Raw genomic sequence first — 19,674 nt, forward strand, 5'->3', positions numbered from 1 at the left:
GGAAGGACCACAGATGGACGCCATCCTGATAGCACTCGCCTTTGGTTTCGGCCTCGTCGCGCAGCGGTTTCGTCTGCCGCCCATGGTCGGCTTTCTGGGCGCGGGCTTTGTCCTTCAGGCCGTGGGCCGGGAGGGTGGCGAGACCATTGAGAAAGCCGCCGAATTGGGGGTGACTCTGATGCTCTTTAGCATTGGGCTGAAGCTGAGAATCAAGAACCTCCTGCGCCCCGAGATCTGGGCGGGCACGACTTTGCACGCCGGGGCGGTGCTGCTGCTCTTTTCTCCCCTCATGGTGGGGTTGGCGGCTCTGCTGGCTCCGGCTGCTGGACTGGATTGGTCGGGGGCGGTTCTGGTGGCCTTTGCCTTGAGCTTTTCGAGCACGGTCTTTGCGATCAAGGCGCTGACTGAAAACGGCGACCTTGGGGCCATGCACGGGCGGCTCGCGATTGGGGTCCTGGTGATGCAGGACATTGTCGCGGTTCTTTTTCTGACCATCTCGAAAGGGGTGATTCCGTCTCCGTGGGTCTTCGCTCTCATCCCGGGCCTGCTACTGGCGAGACCGCTGTTAGGGTGGATTTTAAACCACTCCGGTCACGGTGAGCTGGTGGCCTTGTGTGGGTTTTTCCTCGCTCTGGTCGTGGGAGCCAAAGGCTTTGATTCCGTGGGGATGAAGGCTGATCTGGGCGCGCTCTTCATGGGGGTTCTGGTTGGGACGCATCCGCGCGCGAAGGAATTGAAGAAGTCTTTGTCGGGCATCACCGACCTTCTTCTGGTGGGCTTTTTTCTCAATATCGGGCTGGAGGGCGAGCTCTCGTGGAAGGCCGTAGGGTGGGCGCTGGCGATGTTGGTTTTGCTTCCCTTGAAAGGGCTGGGCTTTCTGGTCTTGTTCACGCGTTTTAAGCTCCGGGCGCGCACCGCCTGGATGGCTGCGGCGTCGCTCTCGACCTACAGCGAGTTCGGGCTCATTGTGATGGCGCTGGGTGCGGGCAAAGGGTGGATTGGCGAGGAGTGGTTGGTGGCGGTGGCTTTGGCCCTTTCGCTCAGCTTTTTGATTGCCGCACCTCTCAATCGGAAGGCGGAGAAGCTCTACGATCCAATCAGCGACTCGTTGAAAAAGCTGCAAACCCGCGGGCGGCACCGGGATGATTTGCCCATCATCCGGCGGGGGGAGAAGGTGGCGGTTTTCGGAATGGGACGAGTGGGTCTGGCAGCTTATCACTCGCTGGAGCATCGGTTTCCGGGTCAAGTGATTGGCTTCGATCGTGATCCGGGCAAAGTGGAGTTTCATCGCGAGCAAGAGCGCAACGTGATGCTGGCGGATGCGACTGATTCGGATTTTTGGGAGCGCGTTAGTCCGAAGGAATGGCTGGAGCTGGTGGTGCTGGCGATGCCTTCCCATCAGTCGAACCTTCACGCAATCGAGACCCTGAAGAGACATGATTTCAATGGGGTGGTGGTGGCCAGTGCGCAGTATGATGAGGAAGTGCGCGAGCTGCGGAGTCTGGGGATCGATGCGGCCTTCAACCTCTACACTCAGGCGGGCGCGAGTTTCTCGCGACACGTTTTCAATGTCTTCGTGCAACAGCGTCCCGACCTCGTCGCGACCTGGGAAGAAGCCGGCAATGAAAGTGAGCGCTGACTCGACCCGGACCGCGAGTGCCTCCACTCGCCCCACCGAACCGTCTCTTTGAATCATGATTCTGCCAACGAGTTGGCAGAGAGCCAGGCGGTAGGGCAGTTTTGCCAAAACAGCCGCGAATGTTGAGGGAAGGTCCCCAGGCTTTCAGCTGCCGTCCGAGGGATGATCTTTCGGACGAGCCAGAACACTCGCGGTCCTTTTGTCAAAAGGACCCTACCGGCGGGGGTGGAAAGTGCGGGGTGGTGGTCTTGGTTATTCGGTGATCATCACTCTTTAAATCGCAGTCGTGCGAGGTCGAGCAAGCAAGCTTTGCTCTTCCCGGGCGGGTGAGAGAACGGACACATCCACCCCAGAGCGGCAGCAAGCGGCGCGCACTCCAGAAGGTTGCTTAGCTCTCGCAGCTGCTGGGGAACCGATGACTTTCGCCAAAAATCCAATACGGAACAGAGCTTGAGCGGGTTTTGTAACAAAGGATGGATTGGGGCTTGGAATCGGGAGGGACTTTGCCCACCTTTCGCGGGTCTGGTTCACTGAATAACAGTTTTGAGCGATTTCCTGAAACACGAGTGCGGGGTGGCGGTAGTGCGTTTGCGCAAGCCGCTGCAATATTACTACGATAAATACGGCACCGCATTGTGGGGCTTTAACAAGTTGATGCTCCTGATGGAGAAGCAACACAACCGCGGACACGACGGTGTCGGGATGGGGTGTGTGAAGCTGGGGATGCCGCTCGGCGAGCCCTACATCTTCCGTCGCCGCGATGCGGCCAAGGATTCTCTGGCGGGCATGTTCCGCCGCGAGATGAAAAAGTTCAACAAGATGGAGCGCAACGAGGTGCTCACCCGCGAGGATCCAGCGTCCATCAAGAACAAGTTCGACTTCGGCGGCGAGGTTCTGATGGGGCACTTGCGATACGGAACTTCGGGCGAGTTCAGCGAAGGCTCTTGTCACCCTTACCTCCGTCGCAGCAACTGGCCGACGCGGACTTTGTTGGTGCTGGGAAATTTCAATATGACCAACGCGGGAGAGCTCAACCGCAAGCTCATCGAGCGGGGACAGCATCCGATCTTCGGAACCGATACCCAGACCGTTTTGGAGGAGGTGGGCTTCCATCTCGACGAAGCTCACACCGACATCTACCGCCGTCTGCGCGATGAGGAAGAAGTCGATGGCCAGACCAGGCAGGACCAGATTTCCTCGGAGCTCGATATCGGTAAAATCGTAGCCGAGTCCGCCGAGAACTGGGATGGCGGCTACACCATCGCCGGGGTTGTAGGCAATGGCGACATGTTCGTCACCCGCGACCCGCGCGGCATCCGTCCTTGCTTCATGTATATGGACGACGAGGTCATTGCCTTTGCCAGCGAGCGAGTGCCTTTGATGACGGTGTTCGAGACCGAGCAAGACGATATCAACGAAGTGCCTCCCGGCGAAGTGATCACAGTCAGCAGCAAGGGGGAGGTCCATCGTTCCAGCTTTCATAAGGGCGAAAAGCCTTCTCCCTGCTCCTTCGAGCGCATCTACTTTTCCCGCGGAAACGACCCGGGCATCTACAAAGAACGCAAGGCCATGGGAGCCGCGCTGGTGCCTCAGATTGTGGAAAGTATCGGCGACAATTTCGAGAAAGCCGTCTTTTCCTTCATCCCCAACACCGCCGAGACGGCCTACTACGGTTTGATGGATGGCTTGCGTCTTTATCGCCGGGATCAGGTGAAAAAGCGCATCGCGGAAGCTGCCAAGCAGGGGATCGTCACCGAGGAGCTTCTCGATGAGCTCATCATGAGCAATTGGCCACGAGGCGAGAAGATTGCCCACAAGGACATCAAGATGCGCACCTTCATTTCGCAGGAAAAAGGACGCGCGCAATTGGTCTCCCACGTTTACGACATTACGTACGGTCTAGTGGGTCCCGATGACGCCCTCGTGGTGTTGGACGATTCCATCGTTCGGGGCACCACTCTGAAGAAGTCGATTCTCAAAATCCTTGCCCGCACCAAGCCGCGCAAGATCGTCATTTGCTCCACAGCGCCCCAGATTCGTTATCCCGATTGCTATGGCATCGACATGTCCGAGATGGGCAAGTTCATCGCCTTCCGCGCGGCCGAGAGCTTGCGCAAGAAGCGGGGCGAAGCGGCCTTGTTGGAAGAGGTCTATCAGCAGTGCAAGGTCGAGATGGCCAAGCCTGCGGACGAGCGCATCAATGCCGTGCAAGGCGTCTATGAAGGACTGACCCCGGAGGAAATCTCCGCCGAGGTCGCGCTGCTGGTCACGCCCGAGGACATCGATTGGCATGGCGAAATCGAGGTCATCTACCAAGGCATCGCGAACCTGCACGCCTCCATCGATGAGGAGTCAGGCGACTGGTACTTCACCGGCAACTACCCGACGCAAGGAGGGGTCGCGGTCGCGAACACCGCCTACATGCACTACTACGAGGGCAAGGACGGGCGCAGCTACGACTTGCCGCTGTAGTTCTTTTTTCGTTCGAGAACGGCGACAATCCCGAACCACAATCCGACCACCAGCAGAGCGTCCACTTCGTTGGGCTTCTGCGTGGTCTTGTTCATCTGTGAGGGGATGGGAGTGGCGCGGAAGGGTGCGGTAAAGTCGAAGTTGCCCACCTCGTCCTGCATCCGGAACAGGGCGGAGCCAATGCAGAAGCCCACGATGGTGGGGAGCAACCAACTGGGCTGCTTCCATTTGATCATGGCACCGGTCAGAACTGCGGCGGCCAGATAGAAAAAGATCCAGAACCACGAGTCATGATTACCGTATTGGGCGGCATCATTGAACTGCAGCGTCATGAAGTAGAGAAAGATGAGGCCGACGATGATTTTGGCGATTTTCATGGAGAGGGATGGTTTCCAATCAGCCTACGCAGATTGAGAAGATTTTCAATCAAGGGGGGGACAAGAAAAGGGTTTTGCCCTCGGGTTTTTCCGCTTAAGTTCCTGCGATGGCTGAAGCGAATATTCTCTTTGTGTGCACCGGCAACACCTGCCGCAGTCCCATGGCGGAAGGCCTCTTTCGCAAAGCGGCGGAGGGGAAAGACTACCAAGTGTCCTCCGCCGGAGTTTCGGCCTACAACGGCTCAGCGGCCAGTCCCGAGACCCTGGAAATTTTGCAGAAAAATGGGGTGAGCCTCGACGGCTTCGGTAGCCGCATGGCCAGCGAGGAAATTCTCGAGGAGGCGACCCACGTCTTCTGTCTCACCCGCGGGCACTATCAGATTCTGGCGCAGATGTTTCCCGAATTTGAAGAAAAGCTCTACCTCGCAGCGGAGTTTGCCGAAATCGATGGCGAAGTCGGCAAAGACATCAGCGACCCTTACGGCTGTGGGCGTGCGGCCTACGAACAGGTCGCACAGGAACTGGATGCAGCCATCGCGGGGATCCTGGGCTTTCTGGAAGCGAAAACGGATTAGGCGACGGGGTCGGAGATGCCGACCTCTCGTTTGGGACGGCTTGGATTGCTGCTTTTAGCCCAAAACCGGCTCGAAACCCTTTTTTCGCAATTGCCTTTCGCGCTGGGAAGGGGCAGGGAAGGGGGGACGAATTGTCGATTCTATGAGCGAGGCAACATTCCCAAATATCAGAGTGGCCCTGGGCGCCGATCACGGCGGCTTGGAGATTAAAGCAGCCCTTCAAACCTTCTTGGAAGGGGCAGGGTGCACGGTGCAGGACTTTGGGACCAACGAGGAGGATTCGGTCGATTATTCTGATTTCGCCAACGACGTTTGTCGCGCGATGACCGATGGTCGTTTCGACTTCGGGATCCTCGTTTGCAAAAGCGGAATCGGCATGTCCATCAGCGCCAACCGCTGGCACGGTATTCGCGCCGCGAAGGTCAATTCGGTTGAGGAAGCGACCGTCACCCGCAGCCACAACGACGCCAACGTTCTCTGTCTTGGGAATATGTATGCCTCTTCTGAAGAGGCGATTGCGATGGCTGAGGCTTTCTTGAAAACCTCTTTCGAAGGCGGTCGTCACGAGCGCCGTCTCATCAAAGGATCCGGCAGCCGCCTCGCGGTCACCGATGGTAAAGTCTACGACATCATCGAGGGCGAGCACGCGCGCCAGCGCAGCCACGTGGAGCTCATTGCTTCCGAGAACTTTGCCAGCCCGGCGGTGATGGAAGCGCAGGGCTCCGTCCTCACCAACAAGTATGCCGAGGGCTACCCCGGCAAGCGCTGGTATGGCGGTTGTGAAGAGGTCGACAAGGTCGAGACCCTCGCTATCGAGCGCGCGAAAGAAATCTTCGGGGCCGAGCACGTGAACGTGCAGCCCCACTCCGGTAGCCAGGCCAACACCGCGGTTTACTTCGCGGTTCTCAAGCCCGGCGACCGCATCCTGACCATGGACTTGGCCCACGGCGGTCACCTGACCCACGGTCACCCCGCAAACTTCTCCGGCCGCCTCTACGATGTCGTTCACTACGGCGTCACCGAGGGCGAGGAAACCATCGACTACGATGCCCTCGAGGCCTTGGCCAAAGAGTGCAAGCCCAAGCTCATCACCAGCGGGGCGAGCGCATACTCCCGCATCATCGACTTCGAGCGCATGGGGAAGATTGCCAAAAGCGTGGGAGCCTACCTGATGGTCGACATGGCGCACATCGCCGGTCTGGTCGCAGCCGGGGTGCACCCGAATCCCGTCCCGCATGCGGACTTCGTCACCACCACCACTCACAAGTCCCTCCGCGGACCTCGCGGCGGCATCATTCTTTGTAAAGAAGAGCACGCCAAGAAAATCGACGGCCGGGTTTTCCCGGGGGTGCAGGGCGGACCGCTCATGCACGTCATCGCGGCCAAGGCGGTCTGCTTCGGCGAGTGTCTCAAGCCGGGCTTCAAAGAGTATCAGCAGCAGGTGGTGAAAAACACCAGCGCCCTCGCCAATCGCCTTGCCCATCACGGTCTCCGCATCGTCTCCGGCGGTTCCGACAACCACGTCTTCATGGTGGATCTGCGACCCATTGACATCAACGGCAACGAGGCGAGCATTACCCTCGATAAGGTCGGCATCACGGTCAACAAGAACGCCATTCCTTTCGACACTGGTAGCCCCATGAAGCCGAGCGGAATCCGCATCGGAACCCCGGCGGTGACCACGCGTGGAATGAAAGAGGCCGATGTTGAAAAAGTGGCCGACCTGATCTATGAGGCCCTCACCAACAAGGACGACGAAGCCAAGCTCGCGGACATCCAGTCTCGCGTCTTTGCCTTTAACGAGGCCTTCCCCATGCCCTACTGAGCGTAAACTCTGGAAACGAATAACTTAATAACGAAAATTCTCTGACTATGTATGATTTGATTGTGATCGGTGGAGGCCCTGCTGGATATATCGCCGCGATTCGCGCCGGACAGCTCGGGAAAAAAGTAGCTTGTGTCGAGGTGGATCGCGCGGGCGGAACTTGTCTGAACTGGGGATGTATTCCCACCAAGGCATTGCTCAAGAACGCCCACCTTTATCATCAGATGAAGCATCACGCTGCGGACTTCGGCATGAAGTTCGACAACCTGAGCTACGACTGGTCAGAGGTGATTGGTCGTTCCCGCAAAGTGGCGGATCGTCTCGCGGGCGGAGTGGAGTTTCTCTTCAAAAAGAACAAGGTCGACTACTTGCGTGGTTTTGGCTCCATCGAGGGCGAAGGCAAGGTCGGCGTCACCGACAAGGACGGAAAGAAAGAAGTCTTCGAGGCCAAGAACATCATCGTCGCGACGGGTTGTAAGCCCCGCGAATTGCCTCCTCTTCCTTTCGACGGCAAGGCGGTTCTATCTTCCAAGCATGCCATGAATCTGAAGGAGCAGCCCAAGTCCATGCTCATCATTGGCGCGGGTGCCATCGGAGTGGAATTTGCCTACATCTACAACGCCTTCGGCACTGAGGTGACTATGGTCGAGATGCAACCTACTATTCTTCCCGTAGAAGATAGCGAAGTGGGCAAGACCCTCGAGCGCTCTTACAAGAAGATGGGCGTCAAATGCCTCACTGACACCAAGGTCACTGCCTTCAAGAACAATGGCAACAGCGTAACCCTGACCGTCGAAAGCAAGAAGGGGACGCAAGACATCACTGCCGACACCTGTCTCGTCGCGATTGGCGTCGCCCCCGTTTTGCCTGGCGGCGAAACTCCGGAGCTCGACGAGCGCGGATTCGTCAAGACTGACGAGCGTTACACCACCAATCTTCCCAACGTGTTCGCCATCGGCGACATCGACGGACCTCCCTGGTTGGCGCACACCGGCATGTTCGAGGCCGTTCAGTGTGTGGATGGAATCTTCGTCGAAGGTCACAACCCTCGTCGCGTCGAAAACTTCCCGGGCTGCACCTACTGTCACCCTGAGGTCGCTTCCATCGGTAAGACCGAGGACGCGCTCAAGGCTGAAGGAGTGGACTACAAGGTCGGCAAATTCCCTTACCAGGCCCTTGGTAAGGCCCAGGCCATCGGCGAGACCGAAGGCTTCGTGAAGCTTCTCTTTGGAAAAGAACACGGCGAGCTGTTAGGAGCTCACATCATCGGGGAAAACGCCACCGACCTCATCGCCGAGATGGGTCTCGCGTTGGAGATGGAACTGACTGCGGACGAGATCCACAGCACCATCCACGCTCACCCAACGATTGCCGAAGCCATCCACGAGGCCACCCTCGATGCCGACGGCCACGCCCTTCACATCTAAGCCTCTGCTGCAGGGCCCTTAAGGCTCTGCGTGGTCCTGATAGATTTTTTTGAATGGAACAGGGGCAGCAATGTCCCTGTTCTTTTTTTGTTAAAGATGAATCTCTCCAACTATCAATCGATGGATCCCCATCTTCTCGTGGGGCTGGTCAATACCGAGCTACGCAACAACGCGAGCAGCCTCGAAGACCTCTGCAAAACCCACAATCTCGAGCCACAAGAGCTCCAAGCCCGTCTTGCCCAAGGCGGCTACGAATGGCGCCCCGAGCAAAAGCAATTTCGTTAGCATCCAAGTCCCTCACACCTCCTGAAAACCAGCGGACGGTGAAAGGTGAGCGACCTTCTGGAGTGCGCGCCGCTTGCTGCCGCTCTGGGATGGACAGGTTCGTTCTTCCTCCAATCCGGGATGAGCAAAGCTTGCTTGCTCGAACTCATGGGACCGCGATTCAAAGAGAGCAGCCCATCAAATAACCAAAGCCCGCACCCCGCACTCTTCATCCCTCACCGGTAGGGTCCTTTTGATAAAAGGACCGCGAGATTTCAGGGATGTTCGAAAGGTTCTCTCGCGATCGAAGGGCGTTAGCCTGGGGATCCTCCCCAAACATTCGCGGCTGTTTTATCAAAACAGCCCTACCGCTCGCAGGTTCTTTGGCGACTGCGAGAGGTGAGCGATCTTCTGGAGTGCGCGCCGCTTGCTGCCGCTCTGGGATGGACAGGTTCGTTCTTCCACCCACCCGAGAAGAGCAAAGCTTGCTTGCTCGAACTCATGGGACCGCGATTCAAAGAGAGCAGCCCATCAAATAACCAAAGCCCGCACCCCGCACTCTTCATCCCTCACCGGTAGGGTCCTTTTGATAAAAGGACCGCGAGATTTCAGGGATGTTTGAACGGTTCTCTCGCGGACGAAGGGCGTTAGCCTCGGGACCTTCCCCAAACATTCGCGGCTGTTTTATCAAAACAGCCCTACCGTTCGCAGGTTCTTTGGCGATGGTGAGAGCTGGGCGATCTTCTGAAGTGCGCGCCGCTTGCTGCCGCTCTGGGATGGACAGGTTCGTTCTCCCACCAACTCGGGAAGATCAAAGCTTGCTTGCTCGAACTCATGGGACCGCGATTCAAAGAGAGCAGCCCATCAAATAACCAAAGCTCGCACCCCGCACTCTTAATCCCTCATCGGTAGGGTCCTTTTGATAAAAGGACCGCGAGATTTCAGGGATGTTCGAAAGGTTCTCTCGCGGACGAAGGCCTCGGGACCTTCCCCCAAACATTCGCGACCGTTTTATCAAAACAGCCCAACCGCCGTTTCACTTCCACCAATCGCCATCCCGCTCCCACTCTGCAACCGGCTTTGCACTCTTTTCCTTCCGGGCAGAGGATGGCTTCTTGGGCGCTTTCTCTTCAGGAAACTCCGGCAGGTCTTGCTCCGCGTTTCGGCGTCCATTGCGCGCCATAATCAGAAACATCGTAACCAGAGAACCCAGCGCAAAGGCCAATATCGCCACCATCGTCAGAGCGTGGGCATCTGCGGGAGTGATGGCGATGAGAGAGGTCATGATTCACTGAGAGATTCCGTAGTAAGGATCAAGCGCATCGGAATGAGGCTGGAAAACTGGAAGCCGTGCTGCTGGAAAAAGGCCTGCGAATCGTTCGACAATCGATCGGCTAACAAGGTGATGCGCTTAAAATCCTTCTCCTTGGCAAAAGCAATCACCGCTTCCAAGAGCATGGCACCAAAGCCCTGACCGCGATGTTCGGGATGGATGATGACATCTTCCATAATCAACACGAAACCACCCATCGCCGTGGAAACGGTAAAAAGCAAGTTCGCCATTCCCACAATCCGATCCTGCGCCCGAACGACAAAGATGCGTCCCCGAGCCGGTTCTTCTAGAATGTGGCGAATCCCTCTTTCCTGCAGGGCAGGGTCGGGAACGAAATCATCCTGCAGTTCCAAAAGATCGACCACGAGTTCGGTCAATGAAGAGAGATCCTCAATAGTGGCTGGTTCGATATGCACATCCGGCGTCACGCCAGAATTATGGGCAGAATTCACGAAAATGAACAGAACGGGTTTTGCTGGATTGGTCGCCAATCCCTTGCGAGGGAAAAAACAGAAAAGACCACCCTCATCCCGCCAATTCCTCCGCAATTGCGTCGACCAACAGCGCGCCCGACCGCGTGAGCGTCAGGTGGGACTCGCTGACAGTAGCGAGCTCGTGCTCAAGTAGCATTTGCCAGCTCACTCCCTCGGGAAGATAGCGCAGAGGCAACCCCGTATCGGTGCGGAGCAGCAGGGCGATGCGCTCCAGATTAAATTGCTCCTCGCTGAGGTGCTCGCTCTCGTGCATGGCGTGACCCACGGACTGGATTTGCTGAATGTAGCGCTGGGTGTCGGGCGCGTTTTTCCACCGTGTCGCAAAGCAGTCGGAGCCGTGGCTCTTGATGGTCGAAACCGCCGAGGGCCCCAGACCCAGATAGTTGCGGCCTTCCCAATAGCTCAGATTGTGCCGTGAATGATGCCCCGGCGTGCTGTAGTTCGAGGTCTCATAGTGGCGAAACCCGGCCGAGGTCAGGGTCTCGTGCGCGAGGGTAAAGAGACGGGCGTTGAGGTCGGGATCGTCGCTCAGTTCACCTTTCTCGAATTGCTCGAAGTATGCGGTGTCCTCTTCGTAGGTCAGATTGTAGCAGGAAATGTGGTCGGGCTTCAGCGCCAAGGCCTGGGTGAGATTGTCCTGCCACGACTCCTCGGTCTGGTGGGGGACCGAGAACATGAGGTCGAGATTACAGCTCGGGATTTTCGCCTCGCGCAACAGCTTGAAGGACTCCGCCGCCGCCTCCGCCGTGTGGTCCCGCCCGAGGGCCTTGAGCTCGTTTTCTTGGAAGGACTGCACCCCCAGGGAAACCCGCGAAACCCCCAGCTCGCGAAAAAGCTGAGCCTTCGAAAGATGAAAGGTGGAAGGGTTGGCCTCCAGGTCGACCTCTTCCACTTGGGAAAAATCGAAAACCTCCTGCAGCCCGAGGAAGAGGTGGCTCAGGTGCTTTTCCGAAAGAAGGGAAGGAGTTCCGCCCCCCAGGTAGACCGTGCGAATCGCCGGCGCTCCCAGTTCCTCGTTCTTTCGTCGCCCTTCCTCTAACAGCGCATCGATGAAGGCGGTAAAGTCCGTCTTGCCGGGCGTGTGTTTGTAGAAAGAGCAGTAGGGACAGATCTTGTGGCAAAAGGGGAGGTGGAGATAGAGGCTCAGCGGTTCCGACACCTCGTCTCCTTAGCGGGATGTGCCGCTAATGAAACGAAGATTTTACCAGAATAGCACCAGATGGACCTATTGGGCCACAGCTGGGGCAAACATCTTTTTCTTCAGAAAGAGCGAGACGTGCACCAAGCCGATGAGGGCCGGAACCTCCACCAGCGGCCCCACCACTGCGGCAAAGGCGATGCCGGAATCGATGCCGAAGACTGCGATCGCCACCGCAATGGCGAGCTCGAAGTTGTTGCCAGCGGAGGTGAAGGCGATGCTCGCGGTGCGTGGATAGTCCGCCCCCAACTTGGCCGCCATCACGAAGCTGACGAAGAACATGATGGCGAAGTAGAGGAGCAGCGGGATGGCGATGCGCAGTACATCCAGGGGCAACTCGACGATGGCATCGCCTTTGTAGGTGAACATCACCACGATGGTGAAGAGGAGAGCGACCAGTGTCAGGGGAGAGATGCGCGGGATGAACTGGTTCTCATACCACTCCACACTATTAACCCTCGTTAGGACCACCCGGGTGAGCATTCCGGCGAAAAAGGGAATCCCGAGATAGATCATCACCGAGGTGAAAATCTCACTCATCGAGATATCGACCACCGCGCCCTCCAGACCCACGAGAGGAGGCAGGACAGTGATGAACAACCAGGCATAGGCTCCATAGAACAGAATCTGCGCAATGCTATTGAAGGCCACCAGTCCGGCGGCGTATTCGGATGAGCCTTTCGCCAAATCATTCCAGACGAGCACCATCGCAATACAACGGGCCAGCCCCACAAGAATCAGACCCACCATGTAGTCCGGTTGATCGCGTAGAAGAAGAACCGCCAGCACCCACATCACCACTGGGCCAATGATCCAGTTCTGGACGAGAGAGATCCCGATAATGCGGGGATTGGAGAAGACCCTCGGGAGCTCGCTATAGCGCACCTTGGCCAAGGGAGGATACATCATTACGATGAGCCCGATGGCGAGGGGGAGGTTGGTGGTCCCGACCGTGAAGGGCTCGAAAAAGGCCTTGGGATCACTGATGAGAAAGCGGCCGATCACGATACCCAGAGCCATTGCGGCGAAAATCCAGGCCGTGAGATAACGGTCTAGGAACGACATTTTGAGAGAGATTTTTTCAGACATGAGAAAGTGTTGTTAGAGAGAAAAGAGAATTAGCAATCGCAGGCGGAAGTGTCCTCGCCGATGGATTCGATACAGCGGAGAAAGGTAGGCAGGCATTCACAGGAAAGTTGGTAATAGACCTGGAGCCCCTTCTTCTCGCAGGACACCCAGCCCGCCTTTCGCATCAGGGTCAGGTGCTTGGAAACGGTCGACATGTCGCAGCCGAATTTCTCCACGAAATCCGAAACACAACGGGGGCCGTCTGCCAGGCTCTGGGCGATCTCGAGTCGAACCGGATGAGCCAAGGCTTTAATGATTTCGACCCGGCGGTCGGTGGTGATGGATGTCATTTACTTGGCGAAAATGCCAAGTAGTTCGAATTTGTCAATGGGGAATTGAACGAGTGTGGAATCAGGGAGCGGACGGGCGGGTTACGCCTGATTGAAGAACTGAGCCCCTCAAACTTCATTTGTCAGGGTCCGTCCCTCGCAGTCGAGAAACCAATCTGTAGTCCTCAGGCAAAACGGAGTCCGCCATACTTCCGCAATCCGGCAACATCGAGTCCACCTCGTTCGTCCCACAAATCACCCTGCTGAACCTGTCAACAACTCCCGGGTCAATCAGGAACCGATTACGAGGATTCTTTTCTAGAGCATAACGGCATCCCTCCTAGAGTCTCAATCAGTGCGGACAAAACAAGATTGATGGTGCCCAATCCGGTTTGCACGGTCTCAGTCTCATTGACATTGGCTTCGGCACCGTATAATTAAAGTTCTGGTAAAAGATATTGAATGAATGGACCAACTGAAAGATTTATGCCGATGGTCGAAAGTAGGTTGGTGGACAGCTTGGTTCCTTATTTTCGTCGCTTCATTACTTCCGCCTTTGGTCTATTGGTGGGCGAGCTTAGAGGAGAGAATCGAGCCTCTTCGTTATTCTTGGGGGCTCACGCCTGCTGAACTCTTGTTTCTCCGCTATTTTTCGCGGGTGTCCTATTGCATCCCGTTAATTTTAGTTGGTCTATTTTTGCTCGCAATCAAGTTGCGAAAGAATCGCAAGAGCTTGCTGGTGTTAGGCTCATTACTTACGACAATTTTCACCTCATTCTATTTGGGATACTGCCTGATAGTGCTTTCTATGTATTTGTCAGGTTATGCAACGGTTATTGAAACGAGCAGGAAGGAGACCGCTGGTCCAAGCGCAACAAATGCCGACCAAGGCGTGCCAGCAAAGTCCGAGCACTCTGGTGGGTAACTGATTGACCGGTCGTTTGGGAGTGCTAGCGTGCAGGAAGTTGTAGGGTCTAGCTGCACTCGAAAGTTCAGCTGAAAAATAGATTTCTGGAATGAGCGTTTATAGAAAAAGCAGCTTGAATGCCTTGTTTCAGGTTTTTCTTGTAAGCCATCTATTGCTAGTGTCTTGCGCGCACAATAGAAAAAGCGTCGAAAGGAGCGGCCCTGAGGTTTTGGTAGAGCGCGATGAGATTGATGTTATCATCATCAAGCCTAATATGCTTGTTGAACTGCGTCGAGGTGATGTGGCACGTCTATGGTTACAAGGTGAACCTTATCAGATAGTAGGTTTGAACGAGAGCTCAGTTATCCTCAGGGAATCAACCAGTCTTACAGAAATTAGTTTTAGACTGGATGAGGTTTCTCCTTTCGGGAAAATACGTGAAATCGACCCTGAGAAAGGAACGGTGAAAGTGTTTAATCGAGTGGTGTTTAACGAACTTTAGCTGACCATAATGCGAACAGCGTGGCAGAGTAGACTTTGAGTTCTTCTACGCATGCTCTTATCTGAGATGCGGCAAAGTGTGCTGAACGAAACGCAGTATCACAAATCCGAATGCGCTCGCGAATCGGAAGTCGACGGGGAGGTCGGGCGTGGAGTGAGATTTCGTGCAGATTGGTAGGCATTACAAGCGAAGCGCAGGATCAGGATGGGCAGGACCAAAGCGGCGTGCCCCGAGGGTGCTGAAAGCATTAAATATTCGTAAGGTGGTAGAGCAAGTTCGAGGCTTGGTGGGTAACACAGTGTTTCGCCTTCACCGTTGGTCCGTTACGGAAATTTCATCGTATCAAGGAGGACGTGGCTTAGATTGTCTACGTGATGCGTTCCGAACGGGACCTAAAGTTGACCGAATTTCTAGAGCGTGAACGGTAGGCGAGGGAACAATGCGCTGCACGACAAAAACCGACCGCGTTGATGAGTTGGTGGTATTACGGCTGTGGCGAGTCACTAGTATGGAGTGTTTCTTCAGTTAGGGTGCGAGGGGAAATTTCCCAGTAATCTCTTTTTGCCGAACAAGGGTGAATGAGGAGGGAGAAGGCGAGGCATGCTCAAGTTGAAAGCCTGTTGAATGGTTTTCGAGAGAATGGCTGGGGGAGTTCATGGCGGAGAGGGGTGGCGTCGATGGGAGTTGCGATTTTGTCTTCGGCGGAATCCAAGGTTGTGACAGGCGGGGTCGAAGCGCTAAGGTCCGGCCGACGATGTCAGCCGCCCCCTCTGAAAATCTTGGAACCGATGTCCTGCGGGATGTTTCGCGTTCCTTCTATCTGACCTTACGTGCGTTGCCGGCTGGAATGCGGGAGGCGACGAGTGTGGGGTATTTGCTGGCGCGGGCGAGCGATACCATTGCCGATTGCGGGGGCGAGCGGGTGGAGCGCCTGGCTTTGCTTAGGCAATTTCAGCAGGTGATTGCTGGTGGCGAAGCGGGGGATTTTTTTTCAAAGGCTGCGGCCATTGCTCGAGAGGACGGGCTGAAAGAAGGGGAGCGTGTTCTGATGCCTCGGCTCGAGGAGGTTTTTGTCTGGTGGCAGACTCTGCCTGGGGCCGAAGGCGAGGCGGTGCGTGAAGTCGTGACCACAATTACGACGGGCCAGCTCTGGGACTTGGAACGATTTCCGGAAGGGGAGGTGGTCACTCTAACAGATGCCGCCGAGGCTGAGGAGTATTGTTATCAGGTGGCGGGTTGTGTAGGTGAGTTCTGGACCGTGATTGGATTTCACAACGACCCTCGTTTTGCCGTGCGGCCGAAGGGGGAGATGCTCCAGCTGGGGCGGAATTATGGAAAGGGACTGCAGCTGGTCAACATTCTGCGGGATGAGGGGGAGGACAAGGAACGGGGGCGACGTTATCTCCCCGGTGAGCGGAAGGAATGGCTGGAAAAGGCGCGCGGCTATCTGGAGGACGGGCTCAGCTACTCGCGAGCGGTGCGAGGTCGGCGGGCGCGTTTGGCGACCGTTCTGCCTGCACTCATAGGGATGGAAACTTTGACTCTGTTAGAGAAGGCCTCGCGCGAGGAGAGGGCGCAGGGGGTGAAGGTGAACCGCAAGGTGGTGAAGAGGTGTCTTTGGCGGGCGTTTTGGTTCTAGGTTCGAAAATGAATTCTTGGTTAGTCAGAGCGGATACGGGAGGGACCTTCACTGATGGTTGGGCGCGGAGTCCGGAGGGGGAAGAGCGACGCTGCAAGGTGCTGTCAAGCGGCTGTATTCGAGGGCAAGCTCGGGAGGAAATTTCTGAGGGGCTGTTTCGGGTGAGTGGGATCGAGGGTTTTCCAGACGGTTTTTTGGTTGGGTGGTCGGTGAATGGTTCGTTGGTTGGGGAGCATGCTCAAAGTTGCTTGCGATTGGTTGCGGGCTTGCCAGCGGTTGGAGAGATTCTGGAGTTTACCACAGGGGAGGAAGCGCCCGTCTTGGCTGCGCGAATTCTGACGAGAACGCGTCTGGAGGATGAGTTTCCGACAATGGACTTTCGCGTTGCTACCACGCGGGGCACCAATGCACTTTTGGAGGGGAAGGGCACCGAGCCGGTTCTTTTTATCACCCAAGGATTTCGCGACCTGCCGGAGATTCGGGATCAGCGTCGGCCGGAGCTCTTTGCCCGGGTGATTGAGAAGTTGCCTGCAATTACTAGAAAGATAGTAGAAGTCAGTGGGCGGCAGGCCGTCGATGGGAGGGAACTGGTGCGCTTGGACGAGGAGGGGCTTCGTGCTGGGGCCCGTAATTGGGTGGCGCAGGGCGAGAAAGTGGCGGTGGTGGCTCTTCTTCATTCGGATCGCTTTCCTGCCATCGAGTCGCGGGTGAAAGAGATTCTGTTGGAAGAAGGCTTCCAGGAAGTCACAACCTCGACCCAGTTGGGCGCGCGGTTGGGATTTCTTCCGCGTATGGAAACCGCGCTGGCGAACGGCTATCTCGGGCCGGTGATGAACGAGTTCAAGCGGCGGGTTGCCTCGGCGGGGGAGGTGTCCTTTCTCACTAGTGCCGGGGGGCTTCAGGTGCGAGAGGGCTATGAACCGGTAGATAGTTTGTTGAGTGGTCCGGCGGGTGGGCTGGTGGGGGCCCTGGAAGTGGCGCGCGGGGCTGGCTTCGAGAAAATTTTGACCTTTGATATGGGGGGCACCTCCACGGACGTTGCCCGGCTGGAGGGCGCCATCCCCCTCCGCTACGAGCAAGCGATTGGCCCGGTCCGGGTGCGACGGCCGGGGGTGAAGATGGAAACGGTGGCTGCTGGGGGAGGTTCGATCTGTCGGTGGCATCAGGGCGGCTTGGAGGTGGGACCTCACAGTGCGGGTGCTGATCCCGGGCCGGCCTGTTACGGGCGGGGTGGGCCTTTGACGGTGACGGACGTGAACTTTTTGTTAGGCTTTCTCGATGAGACTCAGGTCGAGATTCCTCTTTCCCGTGAGGACGCGTGGCAACGCTTCGTGGAGTTGAAAGAGACGATGAGGCGAGACGGCGCGGAGGTGCCTGAGGACGAGGAATTGCTTGCTGGGCTGCGAGCGATTGCGGTTGAGCGAATGGCGGAGGCGGTGCGCTCGATCTCGGTCGGTGAAGGTTTCGAGCCCGCGGAATACACGCTGGTCGCCTTTGGCGGAGCCGGGCCCCAGCATGCTTGCGAGCTGGCAGATAGTCTGGGGGTGAAGAGGGTGTTGGTGCCGGGCGATGCGGGTTTGCTGAGTGCCTGGGGGCTTCATCGTTCACGACGCGAAGGGGTGGAGGAACGGCAGGTCCTCCAACCGTTGGAGAAGCTCACGCCGAGTTGGGCGTCTCTCTTGCAGGAACTCAAGGAGCAAGCTCTTTCCCAAGTGCCTGGAAGTGAGATGGAGCGATGGCTGATAGAGGTTCGCGTGGCTGGTCAGGCCTCCACGATTGAGTTGGAGTTCGAAGGAAAACTTTTCCCTTCATTGGCTCAACTGGCTGAGAGGTTTTCGGAACGTTACTGGCAGCTCTTTGGCTATGCTCGTTCGCAGGAACATCCCTTGGAGGTGGTGATGGTGCGCGCGGTGGCGAGCGAGGTTCGGCCCGATGTTGTGAGAGAATCTTTTGCGAATCCGGAGGCTGTCTCCGGGCTGCTGAATTCCAGCTACTGCACCATCCTCGTCGGCGAAGGTTGGCAGGTGAGGCGAGGGAAACGGGGCAGTCTCTTGCTTGAGAAAACGCAGTCCGGCCGGATTCGGCAGCAGAGTGGGGCGGTGGGGGAAGAGCTGATGCGCGCACGCTTCGAGAGCATCGCGGAGAGCATGGGCGAGTTGCTGCGTCGCACCGCGCTGTCGACCAATGTGAAGGAGCGTCTCGACTTCTCTTGTGCACTTTTGGATGGGGAGGGGAGGCTTCTCGTGAATGCTCCTCATATCCCGGTGCACTTGGGGGCGCTGGGGGTGTGCGTTCGGAAGGTTTCGCAAGATCGGGTTTGGAAAAAGGGCGATGTCGTGGTGGTGAATCATCCCGCATACGGTGGCTCCCATCTGCCGGACGTCACGGTGGTAAGCCCGATTTTCGGCGCTTCCGAGAAAGTCGTCGCCTTCGTTGCCAACCGGGCCCATCACTCGGAGATCGGTGGCCGGACTCCCGGCTCCATGCCAGGTGATGCTCGAAACCTGGAAGAAGAAGGAGTGGTCATCGCGCCACGACTTCTTTTCGACGGCGGCGAAGAAGGTTTTGATGAGGTGGAGTATCTTTTGCGTAACGCGCCTTATCCGAGCCGCGCGGTGGCCGAGAACCTCGCCGATCTTCGCGCTCAAGCGGCGGCGAATTTTGCGGGGGAAAAGGCTATGGCAGGGCTCTTTGCCGAATTCGGAGAAGAGACGGTGAGTGCCGGGATGGAGTCCTTGCGTCTGCGTGCTGCTCAGTTGATGAGTATACGCTTGCAAGAAGAAGGTTCTTGGTCGGCGGAAGATGCGCTCGATGATGGCACCCCGGTTCAAGTTCGGCTCACCGCTCGAGAGGGGCACTTGCACATCGATTTTGCGGGGACGGGCTCTCGGCATGCGGGAAATCTCAATGCCACCGAAGGAGTGATTCGCAGTGCGGTCCTTTACGTTTTGCGGCTTTGGCTGAACGAGGACCTGCCGCTCAACGAGGGGCTCATGGAGCATGTGACGGTGGCCGCGGAAGGCACGTTCCTACAGCCCGATTTTCCCGAGGATGTGGCTTCGTGTCCGGCCGTGGTGGGTGGCAATGTGGAAACGAGCCAGCGCATCGTGGAGGTTCTCCTCCGGGCCTTGGGAGTGGGGGCGGAGAGTCAGGGTACAATGAATAATTTCCTCTTTGGCAACGAGCGCTTTGGCTATTACGAAACTATCGGAGGTGGTTCGGGTGCAACGGATTGTTCGGATGGAGCGAGCGGGGTCCATGTCCACATGACCAACACCGCCATCACCGATCCCGAGGTTTTTGAATATCGCTTTCCCGTTCGGCTGCACCAATTTTCTTTGCGAAAGGAAAGTGGGGGGGAGGGACGGTTTCGAGGGGGGAATGGTCTGGTGCGCGAGGTCGAGTTCCTCGAAGACATGACCGTGACCTTGCTCACCCAACGTCGGGAAGAAGCTCCACGAGGGCTGGCCAATGGAGGAGATGGTCTTGGTGGGAAGCAGGAGCTTTTTCGTGCGGGAAGTTGGCAGATTTTGCCGGGAATTGTCTCTCTCGAAGTTGCGGCCAGCGAGCGCATCCGCGTCCAGACCCCGGGTGGAGGAGGCTGGGGCTAGCTTTTTACCCTGTT

16 protein-coding genes are annotated in these 19,674 nt (G+C 57.0%); 10 read left to right on the forward strand and 6 right to left on the reverse strand.

The window, feature by feature from the left end:
• The first annotated feature begins 13 nt into the window (after positions 1-13).
• Both IE099_RS12180 and IE099_RS12185 read left to right on the forward strand, forming a co-directional pair.
• Positions 14-1,639, forward strand: a complete 1,626-nt coding sequence (locus tag IE099_RS12180) for a cation:proton antiporter family protein (RefSeq protein WP_189570216.1) — start codon at positions 14-16, stop codon at positions 1,637-1,639.
• Positions 1,640-2,182: 543 nt separating this feature from the next.
• A complete protein-coding gene (locus tag IE099_RS12185) occupies positions 2,183-4,111 on the forward strand; it encodes an amidophosphoribosyltransferase (RefSeq protein WP_189570217.1) in 1,929 nt (642 codons plus the stop codon).
• Here IE099_RS12185 and IE099_RS12190 read toward each other — a convergent pair.
• Complete coding sequence (locus IE099_RS12190) at positions 4,093-4,488, reverse strand: transmembrane 220 family protein (protein WP_189570218.1); 396 nt, start codon at positions 4,486-4,488, stop codon at positions 4,093-4,095. The genes IE099_RS12185 and IE099_RS12190 overlap by 19 nt on opposite strands.
• Before the next feature lie 107 nt (positions 4,489-4,595).
• On the opposite strand from IE099_RS12190, the gene IE099_RS12195 reads away from it, so the two are divergent.
• From IE099_RS12195 to IE099_RS12210, 4 genes are all read left to right on the forward strand, one after another.
• The gene (locus IE099_RS12195; protein ID WP_189570219.1) at positions 4,596-5,063 is read left to right on the forward strand and encodes a low molecular weight protein arginine phosphatase; all 468 of its coding nucleotides are present in this window, start codon (positions 4,596-4,598) and stop codon (positions 5,061-5,063) included.
• A 142-nt stretch (positions 5,064-5,205) separates the two neighbouring features.
• Positions 5,206-6,888: a ribose 5-phosphate isomerase B gene (gene rpiB, locus IE099_RS12200; protein WP_189570220.1), complete on the forward strand. Its 1,683-nt coding sequence runs from the start codon at positions 5,206-5,208 to the stop codon at positions 6,886-6,888.
• 47 nt (positions 6,889-6,935) lie between these two features.
• Positions 6,936-8,315 carry a dihydrolipoyl dehydrogenase gene (lpdA, locus tag IE099_RS12205; protein WP_189570221.1) on the forward strand — a complete coding sequence of 460 codons (1,380 nt, stop codon included), beginning with the start codon at positions 6,936-6,938 and terminating at the stop codon, positions 8,313-8,315.
• Positions 8,316-8,411: 96 nt separating this feature from the next.
• A complete protein-coding gene (locus tag IE099_RS12210) occupies positions 8,412-8,600 on the forward strand; it encodes a DUF4250 domain-containing protein (protein ID WP_189570222.1) in 189 nt (62 codons plus the stop codon).
• A 1,015-nt stretch (positions 8,601-9,615) separates the two neighbouring features.
• On the opposite strand, the gene IE099_RS12215 is transcribed toward IE099_RS12210, so the two are convergent.
• The 5 genes from IE099_RS12215 to IE099_RS12235 form a co-directional block, all read right to left on the reverse strand.
• Positions 9,616-9,864, reverse strand: a complete 249-nt coding sequence (locus IE099_RS12215; RefSeq protein ID WP_189570223.1) for a hypothetical protein — start codon at positions 9,862-9,864, stop codon at positions 9,616-9,618.
• Complete coding sequence (locus IE099_RS12220; RefSeq protein ID WP_229809500.1) at positions 9,861-10,364, reverse strand: GNAT family N-acetyltransferase; 504 nt, start codon at positions 10,362-10,364, stop codon at positions 9,861-9,863. Before IE099_RS12220 ends, IE099_RS12215 begins: the two co-directional genes overlap by 4 nt.
• Positions 10,365-10,437: 73 nt before the next feature.
• A complete protein-coding gene (gene hemW, locus IE099_RS12225) occupies positions 10,438-11,565 on the reverse strand; it encodes a radical SAM family heme chaperone HemW (RefSeq protein ID WP_189570224.1) in 1,128 nt (375 codons plus the stop codon).
• A gap of 66 nt (positions 11,566-11,631) precedes the next feature.
• Positions 11,632-12,693: an ACR3 family arsenite efflux transporter gene (gene arsB, locus IE099_RS12230; RefSeq protein WP_189570225.1), complete on the reverse strand. Its 1,062-nt coding sequence runs from the start codon at positions 12,691-12,693 to the stop codon at positions 11,632-11,634.
• Between the two features lie 29 nt (positions 12,694-12,722).
• The gene (locus tag IE099_RS12235; protein WP_189570226.1) at positions 12,723-13,022 is read right to left on the reverse strand and encodes an ArsR/SmtB family transcription factor; all 300 of its coding nucleotides are present in this window, start codon (positions 13,020-13,022) and stop codon (positions 12,723-12,725) included.
• Between the two features lie 445 nt (positions 13,023-13,467).
• Here IE099_RS12235 and IE099_RS12240 point away from each other — a divergent pair, with 445 nt between their 5' ends.
• From IE099_RS12240 to IE099_RS12255, 4 genes are all read left to right on the forward strand, one after another.
• Positions 13,468-13,926: a hypothetical protein gene (locus IE099_RS12240; RefSeq protein WP_189570227.1), complete on the forward strand. Its 459-nt coding sequence runs from the start codon at positions 13,468-13,470 to the stop codon at positions 13,924-13,926.
• Positions 13,927-14,017: 91 nt separating this feature from the next.
• Positions 14,018-14,410, forward strand: a complete 393-nt coding sequence (locus IE099_RS12245; RefSeq protein WP_189570228.1) for a hypothetical protein — start codon at positions 14,018-14,020, stop codon at positions 14,408-14,410.
• Between the two features lie 754 nt (positions 14,411-15,164).
• Positions 15,165-16,049, forward strand: a complete 885-nt coding sequence (locus IE099_RS12250) for a phytoene/squalene synthase family protein (protein WP_189570229.1) — start codon at positions 15,165-15,167, stop codon at positions 16,047-16,049.
• Between the two features lie 8 nt (positions 16,050-16,057).
• On the forward strand, positions 16,058-19,660 hold the full coding sequence (locus IE099_RS12255) for a hydantoinase B/oxoprolinase family protein (RefSeq protein ID WP_189570230.1): 3,603 nt from the start codon (positions 16,058-16,060) through the stop codon (positions 19,658-19,660).
• Positions 19,661-19,674: the final 14 nt, after the last annotated feature.

This window comes from Roseibacillus persicicus (genome assembly GCF_014651675.1).
Taxonomy (GTDB): Bacteria; Verrucomicrobiota; Verrucomicrobiia; order Verrucomicrobiales; family Akkermansiaceae; genus Roseibacillus; species Roseibacillus persicicus.